Below are 21,555 nucleotides of genomic sequence, written 5' to 3'. Positions count from 1 at the left end.
GGTCTAAAAGGGATTGAGGCACTATGGCTTACAGTACTTTTAATCAGAATAAAAACGACCAACTCAAAGAGCCTATGTTTTTAGGCCAATCTGTCAATGTTGCTCGTTACGACCAACAAAAATTTGAAATCTTTGAGAAGCTCATTGAAAAGCAGCTTTCTTTTTTCTGGCGTCCAGAAGAAGTAGACGTATCCAGTGATCGCATTGATTACAACAAACTACCTGAGCATGAGAAACACATCTTCATTTCTAATTTGAAGTATCAAACTCTGCTTGATTCGATTCAAGGCCGAAGCCCAAATGTAGCTCTACTGCCTTTGGTATCGCTTCCAGAACTAGAAACATGGATCGAAACTTGGTCTTTCTCTGAGACAATTCATTCACGTTCGTACACACATATTATTCGTAATATCGTCAACGACCCAAGCGTCGTTTTCGATGATATTGTAGAAAATGATCAAATACTAAAACGTGCTAAGGACATTGCTCATTACTATGATGATTTGATCCAAGCAACAAATGATTACCATCGCTACGGAGAAGGTGAACATGAAATCAACGGTGAAACAGTAAAAGTTAGCCTACATGGCTTGAAGAAAAAACTGTATGTTTGCCTCATGTCAGTGAATGCTTTGGAAGCTATCCGCTTTTATGTTAGCTTCGCTTGCTCATTTGCCTTTGCTGAACGTGAGCTCATGGAAGGTAATGCAAAAATCATCAAGCTAATCGCCCGTGATGAAGCCCTTCATCTAAGCGGTACCCAGCATATGATTAACTTATTGCGTAATGGCCAAGATGATTTCTCATTCATGCAAATTGCTGAAGAAGCGAAACAAGAATGTTTTGACCTTTTTAAACAAGCTGCTGAACAAGAGAAAGAATGGGCGGAGTACCTGTTCAAAGACGGCTCAATGATTGGTCTAAACAAAGACATTTTGAGTCAATATGTCGAGTACATTACCAATATTCGCATGCAAGCAGTTGGTCTACCTGCAGCCTATCCTGAAGCCACCAGCAATCCAATTCCATGGATCAATGCTTGGTTGTCATCAGATAACGTGCAAGTTGCCCCTCAAGAAGCAGAAATTTCTTCTTACTTAGTGGGTCAAATTGACAACGAAGTGAGTGCAGATGACTTCGAAGGATTCGAATTATAATGACATCGATCAAAATCAACAGCCTCATCAGTATTGAGTCCAATCCATCAAATACTATTTTGGAAACCATGGAAAATGCTGGCCTGCTCCCTGAGTACAACTGCCGTGATGGCCATTGTGGAGCCTGCCGTTGTATTTTAGAAGAAGGGGATGTTGAGTATGTCGATTTTGCGATGGCTTATACTGCACCCAACGAGATTTTGCCGTGTATTTGTAAAGCTAAATCAGATGTCAAACTAAGTAACGTACATTATTCATTAAAAGATAAACGCGCTTAGACAACACCACACTCTATAAAATTAAAGCCAAGGCAAACTGAGCTTTGGCTTTTTTCTATATATAACTGCCAATATCAATATCACAACAGTTTGTTGGGAATATACATTTCTTGAAGTTTTTCTATAAACATATATTGTGCGAAGATCGCTTTGCCTTCAAGAAAACGACGCAACATATCTAAAGCGACGGTACTAATAATTTTAACCTGATCTTCTTCTTGATATTTTCTAGATAATCGATAGAGTCCGCCCCACTCTCCCTCAACAGAAGCAAGCGCTACCGAAAAAACATCATTTTCGATTCTTCCCGTGACAAGAGACAAATCAGTCGCGCATTTCTCTCTCGTCGCTCCAGCTAAAGCAAACGTTGCTGCAAGTGGATCTCCGTCATCAGTAACAGTTTGACTTGCTCCAGATAACAACCAACCATGACCAAACTGCTGCCGAACCAAACTGTCGCTATTTAACCAATACGTTAAATACCCAGCACTGCTTTTCTCTGATACCGACAGTGTTAAGTGCTTATCCTGTAGCATCTGCCCAATATGAGTGAGCATTGGCATATCAACACTCACCGTATTTTGTTCTATGATCTTTTGCGCAAGCTTCAACAGTCGAGTTCGAGTTTCTAACTGATCTAATGGACCGAAAAGTTTGACTTCAATAAAAGGCAGGTATGAACGGTAGCCTAAAAAATAACCTTGAGGTAATACCAACTTATCAAGTTTATCCGAAATCAAAGATTCAGATAAACCAAATGTATATATTCGACTGCAAGCATAACCCACTACATTAGGAAATAAATTTTTCAAATCAGGTAAAATCTGCGTTTCAACCATTTGTTTGAATTCACGTGGGACACCGGGAGTAAAGTAAAATATCGCTTCATTCAGAACCATCTTAAAGCCGCAGGCCGTACCAATAGGATTATCGATAATTTGTGCGTTCTCAGGCAAAATAGCTTGCTTAATATTGCTATCTGGCATTGCTACACCACGCATTTGATACATTTCTTTTAATCGATTTAGCCAAGTTTCAAATAAAACTAGCTTACACTCTGCAGCTTGAGCGGCCGATTCCGCACTCATATCATCATTAGTCGGCCCGAGCCCACCATTCACAATAACAACATCATTATTGAAACTGAGCATCAGTAGCTCTTCAGTCAAACACGACAATTGATCGCCGACTGTAGAACGTTTCGTTAAGCTAAAACCATTTTGATAGAACAAGCTGGATAACCAGGTGGCATTAGTATCAAGAATATCACCGTGAAGAACTTCTTCACCAGTACTAAGCATTGCTATCTTCACAATCAGCTCCTAAATTTAGGCATAATAGACAACAAAAAAGACATTTACACTATATTGAACCATTCAAAATAACTATAATGATAAGTAATTTGTCATGTTAAAATGTAAGACATATATTTTAATGAACGCTGTTTTGAGGGATAATCGCTATCTCGATGTTCAAAAAATCAACTCGGAGACCTCTGTGTCAAAATTACCCAGACTAGTGAAAACTCTAAGTGCCGCAACACTGACTCTAGCCACATCTGCTTATGCTAACCAGCAAGATGCGATTAATCACATCGAGTTTTCTTATGCGCCAGACTGTTTGTCAGGTTACTGTGAAATGACAACTTTGTATAGTTTTGAACCGCATAAACGTCATTTTTCATTGGGTATGCAGCAAGAAGAAACACTATCACTAGACGCAGACTTACAACCAAAGCACTTCATTGTCCCTAAAGATAAAGATTGGGATTATCTTATGGGGCAAACTTATACGATCCTTGGTCTCAGTGTCGCAACAGTGGGTTTAATGACTTTTTTGCCACAAAGCATTACTAAATGGGATGCAGAAGACCGTGACATGAGTAAGTTGGGCAGTAAATGGAAAGACAATGTCACTAGTGGTCCAGTATGGGATCGAGACGAACACGTTCTCAATTATATTATGCATCCATACTTCGGTGGGGTTTACTACACAGCAGCCCGACATTCAGGTTATAACGAATTTGAATCGTTCCTCTATTCAGCAACTATGTCGAGCTTCTTTTGGGAATACGGCGTAGAAGCATTTGCAGAAGTACCTTCGTGGCAAGATTTATTTATCACACCTTTCTTTGGCGCAATCGTCGGTGAAATGATGTTGACGACTGAACAAGAAATCATCGCAAATGGTGGTGAAGTTGCTGGTTCAGAAACGATAGGAGACATTTCATTATTTTTCCTCAACCCTGTTGGACACATTCATCACTGGGTATCAAATGCTTGGGGTGGTAATGCAGAGTATAAGTTCAGTTCTTCACCATGGTTTGGTAATCAGCAAGCAGCTAAATTCGCTTTAGATTCTGGTGCAAGCTACGATAATGCTTTCTACGGTTTTGAAATGAAAGTGACTTTCTAGTTTATCAAATGGCTGTTATCTAGCCTTTAAATTACAGTTATGTAGTTCAAACAACAGCAGTAAACACACTGCTGTTTGTCAATCTTCTCTAATTCTTGCCTACTATGCTGAGTTTTTTCATGATCATCACAACAATTTAAACCAAAAAATCTCCCTCATTAAACAATTCCACTATCCAGCATCTACACTCAACGCGTATGGCATTAAACACTAGCCGAACAATGCTAGGTAACTGGTCATAACGAAAATACTGTTTATTTCATACAAGATTTAATCTCAAAAAAGTAGCTCCTAATACCCACGTGTCATTCTGAGGGACATCATGAAGCATGTATTTATTGTTAACTTCTTAGGTCAAGCATCCTCCACAACTATTAAACATCTTGCTGCAATTACACATAACAATGATGGAAAGTGGCTAATTAGCAAAGTAAATTTTATTGATGATCAAGTTGCGGGTGTCATAAAAGTTGAATTACCTGAAGAGAGTATTTCCGTCGTAAAAGAAGCTTTTATGGCATGCCAAGATTTGATCGTGAAATTTGTCGAGTCACGAAGTCCTATTGATCGTGAAGAAATGGTTTTCCACCTAAGATTAGATGCAAGTGATAGAGCTGGTATTGTTAGCGAAGTCACGAATATCCTAGATAATCAAGAAATATCAATCCTTGATATGGATTGCCAACGAGTATTCATTGCTAATGGTGGTGGAGTTAGTGCTAGCTTATTTAGTGCGGCGATGGCACTAAAATTACCCGGTGAATTAAATATTGAAGACATTGCAAATGAACTTGAATCTTTGAGTGAGGATACACGGGTGAGAGTGGCATCTTAAACACTCTGTGATTTTAATCATACCTACCTATAAAGAGCAGCTTGTAACTGCTCTTTGGAGAATAACCGTATGCATTTTACAAATCATAGCGTTTATCAGATTTTGCTTTTTCTCCACTATGCTACTGACCATTGAGAAAGCGAACGTTTGAAGTCACTGTAATCAAATTCATTGATCTTCTGTATTTCACCATTCGCACGCTGGCAATACACAGATGGCATGCGCAAGCCATTAAACCAATTTAGTTTAACCATGGTATAGCCAGCGCTGTCTAGAATATGCAGGCGCTGACCGATTTCCAGTGGTTGTTCGAAATTTGTCACACAAAATTGGTCACCCGCTAGGCAAGAACAAGAGCCAATAACGTATTCATGTTCACCCTTTTCGGAAGCCTCTAGAATGGAAGCCGGTTCGTTATAAATCAGCGTGTCCAGACGATGAGCTTCTGTTGCAGAGTCAACGATGGCCGTTTTCTTCACATTCTCCACAATGTCGACGACGGTCACCACAAGATCCGTGGTTTTAGTGATGATCGCCTCCCCTGGTTCAAGGTACATTTGTACACCATGTTTTTCAGAGAATGCTTTCAGTGCCAATCCAAGTTTTTCGATATCGTAACCGGGCCATGTGAAGAAAACCCCTCCTCCCATGCTGACCCAGTCAAGCTTGTTAAGATGTTCACCAAACTGTTCAGAAATCGCATCAAGCAAGCCAATAAATGCATCTACGTTTTTGTTTTCGCAGTTCATATGGAACATAACGCCATCAATACTTTCAAACACGTCAGGATTAATGTGATCCGCTTGTACACCAAGGCGAGAAAATTGACGTGCAGGATTCGCAAGATCTTGACCTGCATAGCTCACACCTGGGTTCAGACGAAGGCCGATAGACGCTTTGTCCTCCACGATATGACGGTAAGCCGCTAACTGTGATTGCGAGTTGAAAATCATTTTGTCACAAATATCAGCAACTTCTCGAACATCATCTTCACTATAACCCACACTATACGCATGCGTTTCACCACCAAATGTCTCGTAACCTAGCTTCACTTCAAAAGGGCCGGAGCTGGTAGTGCCATCCAAATAGGGCTTAATGATGTCGAATACTCCCCAAGTCGAAAAACATTTTAGTGCCAAGACCAGTTTCACACCTGAGATTTCTTTGAGTTGTTTTGCTTTCTCTAAGTTCTCAATGAGTTTATCTTCATTGATCATAAAGAATGGGGTTTTTAAATGATTGGTTTGCATGTTACTACCCTATATACAGGCGATACTTCTTCAGCATGATAAATCGAACAGAGCCGACGCATAGGCATCGGCTCATCCTTCCCAAGTCACATTACAGCACTGGGAAATAAGTGCATTATTTCAGCTTGTGGATCACTGGCTGGCCTGGCTCTAGTTCTTGAACGTGCCAATCTAGGCCAATGCTAGGCATCGTTTCTAAGAACGGATCAGGGTCCAGCTGTTCCATATTGAACACACCTTTATCGGCCCATTGACCACGGAAGAACTGCAGCGCTGCAGTAATTGCCGGGACACCTGTTGTGTAAGAGATCGCTTGATGCTCAACATCTTCATAAGCCACTTCATGGTCTGCATTATTGTAGATAAATACACTGCGTTCTTTGCCATCTTTCTTACCTTGGACCCAAGTACCAATACAAGTAAGTCCGGTATAACCTGGAGCCAGTGAGGTTGGATCAGGCAGCATTGCTTTAAGAACGTGCAAAGGTTGCACAACCGTGCCATCGTGCAACGTCAATGGCTCAGGGCTCAATAGGCCAATATCACGCATCACGTTGAAGTAGTTTAGGTAACGGTCACCGAATCCCATCCAGAATTCAATGCGTTTTGCTGGGATGAATTCTTTCATTGAACGAACTTCATCATGCGCCATTGAATATACTTTATGTGATCCACAATTTGGGAAATCAAATTCAAGCATGCGAGAGTGACAAGGCACTTGTTTCCATTCAGCGTTTTCCCAATAGAAAGAGTCGCCTTGGATCTCTAGCATGTTAGTTTCTGGATCAAAATTCGTTGCAAACTTCTTACCGTGATCACCGGCATTGACGTCCATAACATCAATCGTATCAATCTCATCAAAAAGGTGCTTCACTGCATAAGCCGCAAATACAGACACAACACCTGGATCGAAGCCTGCACCTAAAATGCCAGTAATACCCGCTTCTTCAAATTTTTCACGGTATCCCCACTGCCAATCGTATGCTTCAGGAACTTGCTGCCCTTCCGAACAAAGATCCACTGCAACAGACGTATCAAGATACGATACTTTGGCTCGGTAGCATGCTTCCATGATAGGCATATTAACCCAAGGAGGACCTGCATTAATCACAAGCTCTGGTTTTACCTCTTCAATAAGAGCAACCAGAGAATCGATATCGTCAGCATTGACTGTACGTGCTTCTAGCTTTTTGGCTGAATCTTTCAGGTTATTTTTTTTCTGAATGGACTCGATGATCTTTTCGCATTTACTAATCGTGCGTGACGCAATGGTGATATCTCCCAGAACATCATTATTTTGTGCGGCTTTATGCGCAACAACCCAGCCAACACCGCCGGCACCAATCTGAAGAACTGCCATAGTTTTCTATTACCTTTATTAAACTAGCTCTGAAGCCAGTATATTTATTTTATGGATTAAAGATTCAAAGTCATCTGAAGTTAAACAGGGGTTTAAAATCGTCAATTTGAGTGTGGTTTTACCCTCTACAATGGTTTCACCAAGTACAGCAATACCGCGTGTGAGGGCTTGCAAACGTATTGTTTTATTTAAATCATCGAGATTATTATCACCATGTGTTGCTCGGAATAACACTGTAGATAATGAAGGTTCTGCCAATAATTCAAAGTCTGCATGGTCACGAATCATCTCTGCGACTTCTTTTGTTTGCATCAACAAATGATCGTACATATCACCAAGTATTTGCGGACCAATATTTTGCATTGTCATAAAGACTTTTAACGCATCAAATCGTTTGGTTGTTGCAATAGATTTATCGACTAAATTGGGGAGTTTGTCATGCTCGCGATTCAAATAATCAGCATGATGGAGTAAATACTTAAAGTGGGCTTTATTACTGACCAATACAGCACTGCAACTGATGGTTTGATAGAACAATTTGTGGAAATCGACACTGATAGAATGCGCTCGTTCAATCCCTTTTAAACGTGATTTATATTGGCTAAAAATCAACGCCCCACCATAGGCACCATCGACATGCATCCACATTTCGTGCTTAGTTGCTATATCAGCTATAAAATCCAGATCATCGATGGCACCATGATCTGTCGTCCCTGCCGTTCCAACAATCGCAAATGGGATTAATCCTTGCTCTTTTGCTCGTATTAGAACTTCATCTAATTGAGCGGTGTCCATGGTACCATCAGCATTGGCTTCCACCGTCATCACCGCTTGTTTACCAAGTCCCATCCATGACGCCGATTTTTGTACAGTGAAGTGTGCCTTTGCTGAACAGACAATTCGCAGTTTATCGGCATAGTCAGGCAAGCCCATCTGAGATACTGAATGGTTGCTCAGTTTTTCTGCAATCCAGTCTCTCGCAAGCATCAAACCAATTTGATTACTTTGAGTGCCACCGCTAGTGAAAGTACCGTCCGCATAATTGCCGAGTCGATACTTATCGCATAACCAGTTGATCACTTTCTGCTCTACATAAGTGGCAGAAGAAGCTTGGTCCCAAGAGTCCATCGATTGATTTAAAGCTGCAATCATCGTTTCAGCTGCAACGGCGGAGAGCAAAGGTGGGGTATGTAAATGTGCAATACAATCTGGGTGCTGGGTAAAAATAGCGTTTGTAGCAACCAGATCGATCGTTTCATCAATCACCGAAGCAAGCGAGGTGTATTTACTATCAAGATCCACAGCATTGATTGCTGTTTCAAGTTGCTTAGGGTCCAGGCCAGAATAAGGCGTATTGACTTGTTCAAATACCGACTTCATGGCTGCCGTTGTATGATTTATCGCAGAGACAAATTCAGTGCTGCCAAGCTTCCCTGTTTGAATAAAGTGCTTTTTCCACTCTTGTTGAGGAGAGGTTTCAACATGAGATCCACCAGCAGCAAGGATTGCCTCTTCAAAGACTCGAAGAGCAAAATCGATTTGCTCAAAAGAAATAATCAGTGGAGGTAAAAAGCGAATCACAGCACCTTCTCGTCCACCCTTCTCTACAATTAAACCACGTTCAAGGGCTGCTCGCTGAATATCAAGAGTCAGCTGACCATCGGCAAGAGGTTCATCAAATTTGTTGACTTCACCATTTGGTTTTTTTATTTCAACCCCTAGCATCAAGCCTTTACCGCGTACATCGGCAATGCAATTTACTCGCTTTTGTATACTTTCTAAGCCAAAGCGTAAGTATTGACCAGCAACGTTCGCATGCTCAACTAGATTATCACGCTGAATAATTTCTAATGCTTTAGCACCGGAGACCATAGCCAACTGATTGCCACGGAATGTCCCCGTGTGCTCTCCGGGCTTCCAAGTATCATGCTGTTTATTAATAACCAAAAGTGACATGGGCAAACCACCACCAATCGCCTTTGATAAACACAGAATATCAGGAACAATACCCGCTTCTTCAAACGCAAAATGGTAACCAGACTTCCCAACTCCACACTGAATTTCATCGAAGATGAGTAACATATCGTGTTCATCACAGATTCGACGGATTTCACGCAGCCAAAATGCGGGAGCAGGAATCACACCACCTTCACCTTGTATGGGCTCTACGATCATCGCAGCAGGTTTCATGATACCCGCTTCATCGTCATTCAATAACCGTTCAATATAACGTATGCTTGCTTTAGCTCCTTCATCACCACCTAGGCCAAAGGGGCAACGTAAACTGTAGGGAAACGGCATAAAATGAACATCTGACATTAACCCCGTTCGGCGCGCTTTGGTATCGAGGTTACCCATCATACCCATCGTACCGTTGGTCATTCCATGATAAGCCCCACGAAACGCCAACATAGTATTGCGTCCGGTCGTTTGCTTCGCCAATTTTATTGCAGCTTCAACGGCATCGGCTCCTGACGGGCCACAAAATTGAATCACACAATCGTCACTCAATTCAGGGGGTAAAAAGTTTTTAACCATATGGATAAAGTGCGTTTTTGCTGCCGTTGCGATATCCAAAGTCTGGTACGGTAAGCCAGAGTCCAGTTGCTCTTTGAGTGCTTGATTAATTTCTGGATGGTTATATCCCAATGCCAATGTGCCTGCCCCCGCCAAACAATCGAGGAAAAGTTGACCTCGTGTGTCTTCAACAATGCATCCATTGGCTTGTGCAATAGCAATAGGAAGTCGCCGAGGGTAAGAACGGACCGCTGATTCATGTTCAGCTTGATCAATTAATACTTGGTCAGCAGTTAAGTCATAAGTTCCTTCTAAAGTAGGGACCTGAGCAGAAAAACAAGTTGTGATAGTATTATCGACTTCAAAGGCGATACTCATATTTGATAATCCTTGAATAAAGAATTCCTTTACCTGCTGTTCAATTAAATAAAAACGAATGGCAGGATATGAAGATATAAGTCGTCACCAAAATAAAATATAAAAGTATTATTTTAATTCATTTGACGAGAAGATTTTTATCCTGAGAAATATTCAAGGTTCAGTGATGCATCCAGTTTGTTGTACTGGGCATTTAGGAAGTATGAGGCTGTGTTGTGTATGTATGTTAAAAGATTTCAATGTTGGGTTTCCCATTAACATGCCGCCATTGGCCGCACTAGTATCCCGTCTATTGGCTCATGATGATGCCAATACCTACCCTACGTAATGATACTTTTAACCTTATTTTTATTGGTTACTAGCATTTACGCGTATCCCCCAGAGAATTTTATGAATGGTTCATTAACGTAAATAAATATACGCTCCGAGATTGCGCGCGAATTTATCATGAAATAAATTTGTCGTGCAATCTATTTTCAACAATCATCACCGATTTTGTTCACAATACTGCAAAATTTCAAATGCTTTTGCTGTGACAACATATATTCAAATCACCTCCAATTAATCTGATTTCCTGTTCTTCGAAGTACACACTCGGTATCCACGACTCGTTTTACCAAAGTCTCTGTCGTTAATGGCAACACTTGCCAGCTTGATGATATCTGAGGCAAAAAATCAAACGAAACGTAAGATATAATCGCCTAGTGAGCACATTTTGTGTTTCATACCCCATCGGCAAATTTTTGGACAGAAATGAATTATAGCTTCATCTAAATTAGCAATTCATGGACAACTAATGATATGGGAAGTAACTAAGTTTAATGCCCCCGTTTTGATAGTACGGGTGACGTCCATTACTACCAACGATGACGCTCAACATAGTCATCGAATAAATGTATTGCTTTTGTTAATTATCTATTTTATTTTAAGAAAATGACGCTGATAACTACTTCCACTCAAATTCTATGTTGCTGCTGTAAATACCTCATTTACGGCCGCTTTAGTGTACCTATTATATAGCAAACCTATCGCACTCTTTCCTAGGCCGTTGATGTTTTCATCCACGGCCTTTTTGTATTTATAAGGATATGATTTATGAATAAAGCTACACTCCAGCTCTTTAATACCCTTGATAGAACACTTAGCCCGTTTTATACGATTAAACCTCGTGAGGTTGGCCTCTATGCATGTGGCCCAACCGTTTATGACTATGCACATGTCGGTAACCTGCGTACCTACTTGTTCGTTGACCTTCTAAAACGCGTACTACAGCTCAATGAATATCATGTTAATCATGTCATGAACATAACCGATGTTGGGCATCTGGTGTCAGACGGTGACACTGGAGAAGACAAAATGGAGAAAGGCGCACGTAAACAAGCTAAATCAGCTTGGGATATTGCTACATATTTCGAAAAGGCATTTTTTACTGATCTCGAAAGGCTCAATATTCTCAAACCTTCTATCATTTGCCGAGCAACCGACCATATTCAAGAACAAATTTCGTTTATTCAGTCACTCGAAGTTAAAGGCTATACCTATCGAACCAGTGACGGTATTTATTTTGATACAGACAAACTACCCGACTACGGCAAGCTTGCGCGATTAGATAAAGAAGGTTTAGAAGCTGGCATTCGCGTTGATATGGCGGAGAAAAAGCATCCGACAGATTTTGCACTTTGGAAATTCACTGGCGAACAGAAAAGGCAAATGGAGTGGACAAGCCCATGGGGAAATGGCTTCCCAGGGTGGCATATTGAATGTTCAGCGATGGCAGAAAAGTACTTGGGAGAAACCTTCGATATACATATCGGTGGTGAGGATCACATCCCTGTCCACCACACCAATGAAATTGCACAATGCCAAGCGAAAAACGGTCATGTACAAGCAAACTTTTGGTTGCATGGTTACTTCTTAAATATAAACAATGAGAAAATATCTAAGTCGGGTTCTACACTACGTTTAGAAAGCCTAATCGACAAAGGTTATGACCCTCTATCTTATCGTTATTTAACTCTAACCAGTCACTATCGTAGTAAGCTCAGTTTTACTTGGGAAGGATTGAATGGCGCACAAAAGGCACTGCGTAGATTAAGAAAAAAAATCACTGGCATGCCTGACGGTGGTCACGTTGACAACCAGTTCAAAGCTGAATTTCTTGCACATATCAGCCGTGATTTGAACACGCCACAAGCACTCGCTTTACTATGGGAGGTCACCGATAGCTCCATAGAGCCTGCCAATAAAAAAGCGACACTACTTTATTTTGATCAAGTATTTGGCCTTGATCTTGAAAAAGTCGAACAGGTCACCATTCCAAAGGAAGTTCAGCAGCTTGCTGAGCAACGTCAATGTATGAAACAACAGGGGCGATTTGATGAGGCAGATACAATCCGAGAGCAAATTCGAGCTTTGGGATATCAAGTTAACGATAGTGCTAATCAATCGAGTGTAACCAAGTTACTTTAACTAAAATCACCCGCTTTACCGAATAAGAGGTTAGCAATAGCCTCTTATTTCTGGGTTATAGGCTAGTTTGAGCTCACACCGAAATTCATAAGGCTCGGATTAGAATTTGGTAGGGCAAACACACGCCTCAAATATGTGTAGAGTATTTAATCTAACGCACTTTGGGGCAACACTTATCCGGCTTGATGAGAGTCGACTAAAAACGCTTGAATAATTGTCTCTGGAGTCTTGATATACAACGTCTCTGGCTATTTTTGCGACAAAATCATCGATCGTCGAGCCATAAACAAACACACCTCGGATAACGGATTACCGAGAAAGGTATAGAGTATTACGGTAGAACTATACGAACAGGCACACGATAAGGTAAACACGAAAAATACTTTTGAAGACCAGCAAAGTTTCTTTATTAGGATAGCTAAAAAAGAAAAAAACCCTGACTAATTGGTCAGGGCTTCTTATCTGGAGCGACACACGAGGTTCGAACTCGTGACCTCAACCTTGGCAAGGTTGCGCTCTACCAACTGAGCTAGTGTCGCATATTTGAGATGGTGCCCCGGGCCGGACTTGAACCGGCACAACGCGAACGTCGAGGGATTTTAAATCCCTTGTGTCTACCAATTCCACCACCAGGGCACACAAATTTCTTTGCGATGCCTTTACTAGAAAAGTAAAACACCATCTGATACCGCCGAAGCCATATCGTTTAATCTGGAGCGACACACGAGGTTCGAACTCGTGACCTCAACCTTGGCAAGGTTGCGCTCTACCAACTGAGCTAGTGTCGCAAAATGGAGGCGCCTCCCGGAGTCGAACCGAGGTCCACGGATTTGCAATCCGCTGCATAGCCACTCTGCCAAGGCGCCTCAATGTAACTAAGCGATGCTTTAGTTACTTACCCTTTCGAGCTTATTGCTCTTGGGTACGGGATGCATTCTACTGATTCGAAGAACTGAGTCAACACTATTTTTATTTTTTTAAAGCGTTTGAACATAAAACATCCAAAAAGCGTTAAATTGATTAGTTTCAATACACAAAAAGACTCAAATATCCTTGTTTGTCTTAAAAGATGATCTTCATATGTAGCATAATTAACCCCACTGCACCGCTACAAAGCCATAGATGACTTTAAAAAAGCGCACAAAGTTACATCTCGCATAGCAAACCTTGATTTGAGTCACATTTAATAACTAATCCAAACATCTAATGGCGAATATATACCCATGACGTTTTTAAAAATATAAAAAAGCAGGCATCAAGCCTGCTTATACAACTCAGTTTGATCTGTAAGTTAAAATACTTACTTGCTACGCAATATTCTACTGATGCTCTTCACTCAGTAAGTCATTTTTTGCTGCCGCTAAATACTGCACCATAGACCAGTATGTTAAGAATGTTGCGATGTATAGTGACCCAAAGCCGATCCAGACCATCCAATCATCATAACGCCAGATCAAAACCCATAAGGCAAACATTTGTGCAAGTGTCTTTACCTTACCAATCCATGAAACAGCCACACTAGCACGCTTACCAATTTCAGCCATCCACTCTCTCAACGCGGAAATGATAATTTCTCGAGCAATCATCGTGACTGCAGGTATGGTTACCCAAATCGAATGGTAATGCTCGGTAATAAGAATCAACGCCGTTGCGACTAGAACTTTATCCGCGACGGGGTCAATGAAAGCGCCAAAGCGAGAGGTCTGCCCAAGTTTGCGGGCTAACATGCCATCGAGCCAATCAGTAAAGCCCGCAACCCAAAATACCATGGCGGAAGCAAAAGGTGCCCAAGAATAGGGTAAATAAAACACCACGACGAAAACTGGGATTAGGAACAGTCTTAATAAAGATAGAATGTTAGGGATATTCAAGCGCATTTCATTATTCTCTTAAACATTACGTCATAATGTTGCGGGATTTTCTTTATTGTTTCAATGCTTGGAAAATAATTTCTGCCAAAGAGTGACTAATTCCTGGCACTTTGGCGATTTCTTCAACACTTGCACGTTTAAGTTCTTGAAGGCCACCCATATATTTCAGCAAAGATTGTCGTCGCTTAGGGCCAATTCCTTCAATACCTTCTAGTGCACTTGTACGACGAGCCTTCCCCCGCTTCGCTCTATGACCTGCAATCGCATGATTATGGCTTTCATCACGTATATGCTGCATTAAATGGAGAGCTGGAGCATCACTTGGTAAATTAAACTCTTCACCATCAACCGTTATTAACGTCTCAAGACCAGGTTTACGGGTTACACCTTTGGCAATGCCCATCATAATAGGTCGCTTAGGCCAATCCGTCCAATATTGTGAAACGATTTCACAAGCACGATTAAGTTGCCCTTTACCACCATCGATAAAAATAATATCTGGTATTTTTTCTACATCTAATTGCTTTGAATAACGTTTTTCTAAAACTTGCCCCATTGCTGCGTAATCATCTCCTCCTGTGATACCCGTGATGTTATATCGTCGATATTCTTGCTTAACTGGGCCTTCATTGTTGAAAACAACACAAGACGCAATAGTACTTTCTCCCATGGTATGTGAAATATCAAAACATTCCATACGAGAAATATTGTCTTTCCCTAGGAGTTCACTCAATGCTTTAAAACGCTGGTTAATCGTCATTTTATGGTTAACCTTTGCAGTCATTGCAGTCAAAGCATTCGTGTTTGCCAACTTCAAATAACGACCTCGTGTGCCAGTTGGGGATGTATGGAATTGAATCTTCCTTCCCGCTACATCACTCAAGGCTTGCTGTAGAGCTTGAATTTGATCACCAAATTCCTGGCTTAATATGATCCGGGTTGGGATGGTTCTCGCTTCATTGTGGCTAAGGTAATACTGGGTAAGAAAACTATCAAAAACCTCTTCAGAGTCTGTATTTCTTGGAATCTTGGGGAAATGGCTACGGCTACCAAGCACTTGTCCCTGACGAATCATGAGAATATGAATACAGGCGATGCCATTTTCTTGAGCAAAACCCAACACATCCATATCATCCATGCTGTCCTCGGAGACAAACTGTTGTTCTTGGACACGTCGAATCGCTTGGATCTGATCTCGAAATTTAGCCGCATCTTCGAAGCGCAGCTGTTGGCTAGCTGACTCCATTTTAGTGATGAGTTGTTCTAACACTTGCTGGTCTTTACCTTGCAAGAATAAGCGCACAAGCTCCACTAATTCGGCATAATCTTGGTCAGAAATCAGCGAACTGACACACGGGCCGGCACAGCGACCAATTTGATACATTAAACACGGCCGAGTGCGATTTGAATAGACGGTATCTTCACACTGGCGAACTGGCAGAATTTTTTGTAATAAATGTAAGGTTTCTCGTACTGCTCTGGAGTCAGGATAAGGCCCAAAGTACTCGCCTTTACGTTTTTTAGCGCCACGATGCATGGATAAACGCGGGTGTTTATGCGCACTGATAAAAATGTACGGATAAGACTTATCATCCCGAAGCAAGACATTGTACTTGGGCAAATATTGCTTGATGTAATTGTGCTCTAAAATGAGAGCTTCTGTTTCTGTGTGGGTAACCGTTACATCGATTTTAGCGATATGACTGACAAGCGCTCGCGTTTTTTCGCTATCAACTTTTTTTCTGAAGTAACTGGTAAGGCGCTTTTGTAGATCTTTGGCTTTCCCAACATAAATAACAACAGCATCAGCGTTATACATCCTGTAAACGCCGGGCTGATGAGTTACTGTTTTAAGAAAAGAAACCGAATCGAAAAGAGGGTTCACGCTAGAGAGTCTCGGCGTCTAACATCCCATGGCGAATGGCTAAGTGTGTTAACTCAACATCACCATTAATGCCCAATTTACTGAATAAACGGTAGCGGTAGCTATTGACCGTCTTAGGGCTTAAATTAAGTTGCTCAGAAATGTCCGTTACTTTCTGACCTTTGGTAATCATCATCATGATCTGAAGCTCGCGCTCTGAGAGATCCTTGAAAGGATTTTCAGAAGATGAAGAGAACTGACTCAACGCAATTTGCTGAGCAATTTCTGGAGAAATATAACGCTGTCCACTATTCACAACTCGAATCGCGTTAACCATCTCATCGGGGCAAGCACCTTTCGTAAGGTAACCCGATGCCCCAGCTTGCATAACTTTAGTCGGGAAAGGATTCTCAGTATGAACCGTCAAAACAATAATTTTAACATCAGGGCTCATACGTAAAATCTTTTTAGTGGCTTCCAGACCACCGATACCCGGCATATTCATATCCATTAAAATGACATCGGCATGATTATTACGACACCATTTTACAGCCTCTTCACCGCTGTCAGCTACACCTGCTACATTCATTCCACGGACGTCTTCAATGATACGTCGTATCCCTGTGCGAACCAGCTCGTGATCATCTACAAGGAAAACATTTATCAAACTTGTATCTCCACACTTATATTGGCCCTGCTTTCACATTACAAAAGGTCAATGTAAAATTAGGTACATATGCCTATATAGTAATGCAATAGGCAAAAAAAAGCTCACTAAGAATATGTGCCGAAACGCAAAGTTTAACAACATTTAATTCATAGTCTGAGCAGTTGGTTATTTATCAGCAATAACCATATCCCAATTAGTAGAAACTAACATTATAATCTCCCACAAATCAAGTAACTAAGTTTCATAATGCATATCAATGCACAATATAAAGTCAAAATGTGTGTTGTATGTATCGAACTACAGGTGTTCTAGAAAACGCTTCTGCATCATACAATGGACTGAATCAACAACATTAAAAGTAAATAATCTCGTCAAACGCGGGTTCTTTAGTAAACTAGGCTTCGAACATACTAACTCCTGAGCAAACAGCTCCCGTTTCCTATGCTTTACTCATCTGCCATTGGTAGTTTAGTGGTAGAATATAAACTTCATCATTACTAGGAACTCTCCTTTGAATATCCATCAAGGTTTTCTACTCACTCGTCAAGCTAGAGACTTCAACGGTCAGACACTGATTGAGCTCTGGTTAGCAACAGACAATGGACCAGCCCAAATAATTATTCAAGGAGAAAAACCCGTATTTTTTGTCGAACAATCTGCGCTTGAAAGAGTTAAACAATTAACACTTTCGAATAACATCGCCACAGAGGTTCGCCCTCTTCCTCTCAAAACCTTTAACCATAAATCGTTGGCAGCCTGCTACACAAAAACGTCAAAAGACTCAATAACTTTACAGGGTCTGCTCACACATAACGACCTCGTACATTATGAAGGTGATATTCGCTTGGCCGATCGTTATTTAATGGAACGATTTATCAAAGGTGGCGTTGAATTTACTGGCATTGAAAAGAAGCAAAACGGATTTACAAAAGTAAACAACGCCAAATGCCGCAGTGGTGATTACCAACCTAAACTGAACATCGTATCTCTAGACTTAGAATGTTCGGAAAAAGGGATCTTATATTCAATTGGTCTGGATAGCCCGATGGATTCTCGTGTCATCATGGTCGGTGAAGAAGAACCTTCTCACACTCGTATCCAATGGGTTAAAGACGAAAAAGCGTTGCTCAAGGCGTTAATTGATTGGTTCAAAAAATTCGACCCCGATGTGATCATTGGCTGGAATGTCATCGATTTTGACTTTCGTTTGCTGCATAAACGAGCGGAATGGCACAACATAAAATTGAGTATAGGCCGAGCAGACCAAGCCAGCTTCTTTCGTCGTTCAGCCCAAAGTCAGCAAGGTTTCATTTCAATCCCAGGCCGAGTTGTATTGGATGGTATCGATACACTCAAAACCGCCACCTATCACTTTCACTCTTGGTCACTAGAATCCGTCGCACAAGAACTACTAGGGGAAGGGAAAGCCATCCAAAATGTCCATGATCGGATGGATGAAATCAACCGCATGTTTCGGTCCGACAAGCCCTCCCTTGCCAAATACAATCTTCAAGATTGCATTTTGGTTAATCGTATTTTTGCACACACTCATTTACTCGATTTTGCAATCGAACGCTCACGTTTAACTGGCGTTGAACTCGATCGTGTCGGCGGCTCCGTAGCGGCCTTTACCAATCTGTATCTGCCCCAGATTCACCGAATTGGCTACATCGCCCCGAATTTACATCCTGAAAATTGGATCGCGAGCCCTGGCGGATATGTGATGGACTCCATCCCTAATCTTTATGACTCGGTGTTAGTTCTAGACTTTAAAAGCCTTTATCCTTCCATAATTCGCTCTTTCTTGATTGATCCAGTCGGGCTTGTAGAAGGCTTGCAACTTGAGATCGGTAATCAAAAAGATCAAGCAATACCGGGCTTTCGAGGTGGTCAGTTCGATCGTAACAAACATTTTTTGCCAGAAATGATCGAAAAACTATGGGCAGCTCGTGATGTCGCGAAAAAAAATAACGAAAAAGCATTTTCTCAAGCCATAAAGATCATCATGAACTCTTTTTATGGTGTGCTGGGCTCATCTGGGTGCCGATTCTTTGATACTCGCCTTGCTTCAAGTATTACCATGCGTGGCCATGAAATCATGAAACAAACCAAAGTCCTCATTGAAGAGCAAGGATATCAAGTCATTTATGGTGATACTGATTCGACGTTTGTCTCACTTAATGGCATCTATAACCAGATTGAAGCCGATAAGATCGGGCACCAGTTGGTGGCCTATATCAACCAATGGTGGAGTAATTTCCTTAGTGAAGAATATAACCTCACTTCAATTCTCGAATTAGAATACGAAACCCATTACCGGAAGTTTTTGATGCCAACCATCCGTGGTTCAGAAACCGGTTCTAAAAAGCGCTATGCCGGATTAATCGGCGAAGGTGCACAAGAAAAGTTGGTTTTTAAAGGTTTAGAGAGTGCTCGAACTGATTGGACTGCCTTAGCACAAACGTTTCAAAACACGCTCTACAATATGATTTTTCATGGTGAAGACCCAACCGACTACATACGTGAAACGGTAGAGAAAACCAATAACGGTGAGTTTGATCAACAATTAGTCTATCGAAAGCGCCTGCGAAGAAAACTGCATGAATATCAGAAAAACATCCCACCACAAGTTAGAGCAGCTCGGTTAGCCGATGAAATCAATGCTAAATTAGGTCGCAAACTCCAATATCAAAATAAAGGTCGAATCGAATATGTGATCACCTTGAATGGGCCAGAACCATTAGAGTATCTGCAAAGCCCGATCAACTATCAACATTATATTGATAAGCAATTAAAGCCGATCGCAGATGCTATTTTACCGTTTATTGGTCTGGATTTTGAGCAATTGTCAGCTCCGCAGTTAGGTTTATTTTAAAATACCTATACTCAAGTGACTTAGCCGATTCGAAACTCTGTTTTTTTATATTGCTTAACCAGCCATGCACCAAAGCTATCAATTAAACCAATCACTGAGCGTTTCGGTACATGACGACCAGAGAGTAGAATCCCGAGTCGTTCTATCTCCACTTGTTTTTCTGGATGATAGGTTAAGAATATCTCGCCGCACTCAATAGGATCATCAAACCAGCGCTTATCACGGTACATCACTAACGAATAAGAAGCACGGAGCAACTTTTTTGCGATAATAGTTTGCGCAAAAGCTAATGCATCAATACTTTGTGCTTGAGCAATTTTGCTTCGGTATACGGTTAACCACTCTGCCACATCCATATTCCAATGTTTAGCAATTTCCCAACTTGGCACATAATCACCAAAGCACTCACCGAGGTTATCTCCATAAACACAATGAGTACAATGTTTAATCAAAAATCCCCATGTAAATAAGCTATCAAGGTTTATAACTTCCTTGACTGTTGTTGTACGGATTGATACACCTTTAACATGAGAATATCGTTGCTGAGCACGCCATTTTATAGTATTGAGTAGAGAAGCTCGATTATTTTCAAAACCCGATGTCGTCACCACGATTAAATCAAGGTTCGACTTACCCACTATTGCTGTTTTACGTGCAACACTACCGTAAACATAAACACTGTGCAGGTTAGAATTAAGACCACTTTTTAAGTATCTTAGAGTCTCATTGATCAGAGGTTCAAATTCTGGCTGGAAAGGCTGCTGTGAGTCGATGATAGAGAGAGGCATTAATTGGCAAAGTCTTAATCTGTAATTGAGATGAATTCATATGATCCATTACTATGAACCTTGAATCAAGTATTTATCTCTTGTGATTTTAAGACTCCTGATTCCTTCTAATACCATCCATTTTTTCGTATTGCTTTACCTACAACCGCCCATTTAAGCTCATATTGAAGTACTTCAATACGGAATTTTAATGCCAGAGAATAAACTTAGCGCTATAATCATTCCGTTTTGCTTAATATCAGTGTAAATAGGAATAGACAATGCCAAAGGCAAGTGAAATCAAAAAAGGCTTCGCCATCGAATCTAATGGTAAAACGCTTTTAGTTAAAGACATCGAAGTCACAACTCCAGGCGGTCGTGGCGGTGCAAAAATCTATAAGATGCGTTGTACAGATTTAAACACAGGTTCTCGTGTAGACGAGCGCTTTAAGTCTGATGATGTAGTCGAAACCGTGGATATGAACAAACGTGCGGTTGTATACTCATACGCTGATGGTGATGAACACATCTTTATGGATAATGAAGATTACTCACAGTATACGTTCAAGCACAACGAAATTGAAGATGATATGCTGTTTATCAATGAGGACACGCAAGGTATTCACATCATCCTGGTTAACGGTTCAGCGGTAGGTATTGAGCTGCCCTCTTCTGTAGAACTTGTTATTGAAGAAACCGACCCTTCGATTAAGGGAGCCTCAGCTTCTGCACGTACCAAACCGGCACGATTTGCTTCCGGTTTAGTGATTCAAGTTCCTGAATACATCGCAACCGGTGATCGTGTTATCGTCAACACGACCGAACGCAAGTACATGAGCCGAGCATAAA

Annotated in this window: 15 protein-coding genes and 4 tRNA genes; 7 read left to right on the top strand and 12 right to left on the bottom strand. The window is 41.2% G+C overall.

What is annotated here, in order from left to right; genetic code table 11:
• Positions 1-23: 23 nt before the first annotated feature.
• Positions 24-1,157, top strand: a complete 1,134-nt coding sequence (nrdB, locus tag VSA01S_RS03730; protein ID WP_039980502.1) for a class Ia ribonucleoside-diphosphate reductase subunit beta — start codon at positions 24-26, stop codon at positions 1,155-1,157.
• Positions 1,157-1,435 (top strand): 2Fe-2S iron-sulfur cluster-binding protein, encoded by a 279-nt coding sequence (locus tag VSA01S_RS03725; protein ID WP_039980503.1) that lies wholly within the window; start codon positions 1,157-1,159, stop codon positions 1,433-1,435. Before nrdB ends, VSA01S_RS03725 begins: the two co-directional genes overlap by 1 nt.
• An 80-nt stretch (positions 1,436-1,515) precedes the next feature.
• Here VSA01S_RS03725 and VSA01S_RS03720 read toward each other — a convergent pair whose 3' ends face one another.
• The gene (locus VSA01S_RS03720; protein ID WP_039980504.1) at positions 1,516-2,748 is read right to left on the bottom strand and encodes a molybdopterin-binding protein; all 1,233 of its coding nucleotides are present in this window, start codon (positions 2,746-2,748) and stop codon (positions 1,516-1,518) included.
• Between the two features lie 121 nt (positions 2,749-2,869).
• Here VSA01S_RS03720 and VSA01S_RS03715 point away from each other — a divergent pair, with 121 nt between their 5' ends.
• Positions 2,870-3,850: a DUF3943 domain-containing protein gene (locus tag VSA01S_RS03715; RefSeq protein ID WP_083932223.1), complete on the top strand. Its 981-nt coding sequence runs from the start codon at positions 2,870-2,872 to the stop codon at positions 3,848-3,850.
• 322 nt (positions 3,851-4,172) lie between these two features.
• Positions 4,173-4,685, top strand: a complete 513-nt coding sequence (locus tag VSA01S_RS03710; RefSeq protein ID WP_039980505.1) for a glycine cleavage system transcriptional repressor — start codon at positions 4,173-4,175, stop codon at positions 4,683-4,685.
• Positions 4,686-4,801: 116 nt separating this feature from the next.
• On the opposite strand, the gene nspC is transcribed toward VSA01S_RS03710, so the two are convergent.
• From nspC to VSA01S_RS03695, 3 genes are all read right to left on the bottom strand, one after another.
• The gene (gene nspC, locus VSA01S_RS03705; protein ID WP_039980507.1) at positions 4,802-5,935 is read right to left on the bottom strand and encodes a carboxynorspermidine decarboxylase; all 1,134 of its coding nucleotides are present in this window, start codon (positions 5,933-5,935) and stop codon (positions 4,802-4,804) included.
• Between the two features lie 115 nt (positions 5,936-6,050).
• Positions 6,051-7,295, bottom strand: a complete 1,245-nt coding sequence (locus VSA01S_RS03700; RefSeq protein WP_039980508.1) for a carboxynorspermidine synthase — start codon at positions 7,293-7,295, stop codon at positions 6,051-6,053.
• Between the two features lie 18 nt (positions 7,296-7,313).
• Complete coding sequence (locus tag VSA01S_RS03695) at positions 7,314-10,190, bottom strand: pyridoxal phosphate-dependent class III aminotransferase (protein ID WP_039980509.1); 2,877 nt, start codon at positions 10,188-10,190, stop codon at positions 7,314-7,316.
• A gap of 1,095 nt (positions 10,191-11,285) precedes the next feature.
• Here VSA01S_RS03695 and cysS point away from each other — a divergent pair.
• Positions 11,286-12,659 (top strand): cysteine--tRNA ligase, encoded by a 1,374-nt coding sequence (cysS, locus tag VSA01S_RS03690; RefSeq protein ID WP_039980510.1) that lies wholly within the window; start codon positions 11,286-11,288, stop codon positions 12,657-12,659.
• 463 nt (positions 12,660-13,122) lie between these two features.
• On the opposite strand, the gene VSA01S_RS03685 is transcribed toward cysS, so the two are convergent.
• The 7 genes from VSA01S_RS03685 to uvrY all read right to left on the bottom strand — a co-directional run bounded on the left by VSA01S_RS03685 (position 13,123) and on the right by uvrY (position 17,061).
• Positions 13,123-13,198, bottom strand: a tRNA-Gly gene (locus tag VSA01S_RS03685).
• A 10-nt stretch (positions 13,199-13,208) separates the two neighbouring features.
• A tRNA-Leu gene (locus VSA01S_RS03680) sits at positions 13,209-13,295 on the bottom strand.
• A 76-nt stretch (positions 13,296-13,371) separates the two neighbouring features.
• A tRNA-Gly gene (locus VSA01S_RS03675) sits at positions 13,372-13,447 on the bottom strand.
• 4 nt (positions 13,448-13,451) lie between these two features.
• Positions 13,452-13,525: transfer RNA gene (locus tag VSA01S_RS03670), tRNA-Cys, on the bottom strand.
• 453 nt (positions 13,526-13,978) lie between these two features.
• Entirely contained in the window at positions 13,979-14,536 is a 558-nt protein-coding gene (gene pgsA, locus VSA01S_RS03665) for a CDP-diacylglycerol--glycerol-3-phosphate 3-phosphatidyltransferase (RefSeq protein ID WP_021709113.1), read from the bottom strand.
• 46 nt (positions 14,537-14,582) lie between these two features.
• Positions 14,583-16,415, bottom strand: coding sequence for an excinuclease ABC subunit UvrC (gene uvrC / locus VSA01S_RS03660; protein ID WP_039980687.1), 1,833 nt, complete (start codon positions 16,413-16,415; stop codon positions 14,583-14,585).
• 1 nt (position 16,416) lies between these two features.
• Positions 16,417-17,061: a UvrY/SirA/GacA family response regulator transcription factor gene (gene uvrY / locus VSA01S_RS03655; protein ID WP_021709115.1), complete on the bottom strand. Its 645-nt coding sequence runs from the start codon at positions 17,059-17,061 to the stop codon at positions 16,417-16,419.
• A 514-nt stretch (positions 17,062-17,575) separates the two neighbouring features.
• On the opposite strand from uvrY, the gene VSA01S_RS03650 reads away from it, so the two are divergent.
• Complete coding sequence (locus tag VSA01S_RS03650) at positions 17,576-19,939, top strand: DNA polymerase II (protein WP_039980686.1); 2,364 nt, start codon at positions 17,576-17,578, stop codon at positions 19,937-19,939.
• A 20-nt stretch (positions 19,940-19,959) separates the two neighbouring features.
• On the opposite strand, the gene VSA01S_RS03645 is transcribed toward VSA01S_RS03650, so the two are convergent.
• Positions 19,960-20,727 carry a nucleotidyltransferase family protein gene (locus VSA01S_RS03645; protein WP_039980685.1) on the bottom strand — a complete coding sequence of 256 codons (768 nt, stop codon included), beginning with the start codon at positions 20,725-20,727 and terminating at the stop codon, positions 19,960-19,962.
• A gap of 260 nt (positions 20,728-20,987) precedes the next feature.
• Between VSA01S_RS03645 and efpL the strand changes: the two genes are divergently transcribed.
• Positions 20,988-21,554 carry an elongation factor P-like protein EfpL gene (efpL, locus tag VSA01S_RS03640; protein ID WP_021709118.1) on the top strand — a complete coding sequence of 189 codons (567 nt, stop codon included), beginning with the start codon at positions 20,988-20,990 and terminating at the stop codon, positions 21,552-21,554.
• Position 21,555 lies beyond the last annotated feature (1 nt).

This window comes from Vibrio sagamiensis NBRC 104589 (genome assembly GCF_007990935.1).
GTDB lineage: Bacteria > Pseudomonadota > Gammaproteobacteria > Enterobacterales > Vibrionaceae > Vibrio > Vibrio sagamiensis.
This window is presented reverse-complemented; position numbering and strand designations above follow the sequence as displayed.

Coding starts and splice junctions, on each gene's coding strand:
- nrdB (WP_039980502.1), top strand. CDS start 24: ATGGCTTACAGTACTTTTAATCAGAATAAAAACGACCAACTCAAAGAG.
- VSA01S_RS03725 (WP_039980503.1), top strand. CDS start 1,157: ATGACATCGATCAAAATCAACAGCCTCATCAGTATTGAGTCCAATCCA.
- VSA01S_RS03715 (WP_083932223.1), top strand. CDS start 2,870: ATGAACGCTGTTTTGAGGGATAATCGCTATCTCGATGTTCAAAAAATC.
- VSA01S_RS03710 (WP_039980505.1), top strand. CDS start 4,173: ATGAAGCATGTATTTATTGTTAACTTCTTAGGTCAAGCATCCTCCACA.
- nspC (WP_039980507.1), bottom strand. CDS start 5,935: ATGCAAACCAATCATTTAAAAACCCCATTCTTTATGATCAATGAAGAT.
- VSA01S_RS03700 (WP_039980508.1), bottom strand. CDS start 7,295: ATGGCAGTTCTTCAGATTGGTGCCGGCGGTGTTGGCTGGGTTGTTGCG.
- VSA01S_RS03695 (WP_039980509.1), bottom strand. CDS start 10,190: ATGAGTATCGCCTTTGAAGTCGATAATACTATCACAACTTGTTTTTCT.
- cysS (WP_039980510.1), top strand. CDS start 11,286: ATGAATAAAGCTACACTCCAGCTCTTTAATACCCTTGATAGAACACTT.
- pgsA (WP_021709113.1), bottom strand. CDS start 14,536: ATGCGCTTGAATATCCCTAACATTCTATCTTTATTAAGACTGTTCCTA.
- VSA01S_RS03645 (WP_039980685.1), bottom strand. CDS start 20,727: ATGCCTCTCTCTATCATCGACTCACAGCAGCCTTTCCAGCCAGAATTT.
- efpL (WP_021709118.1), top strand. CDS start 20,988: ATGCCAAAGGCAAGTGAAATCAAAAAAGGCTTCGCCATCGAATCTAAT.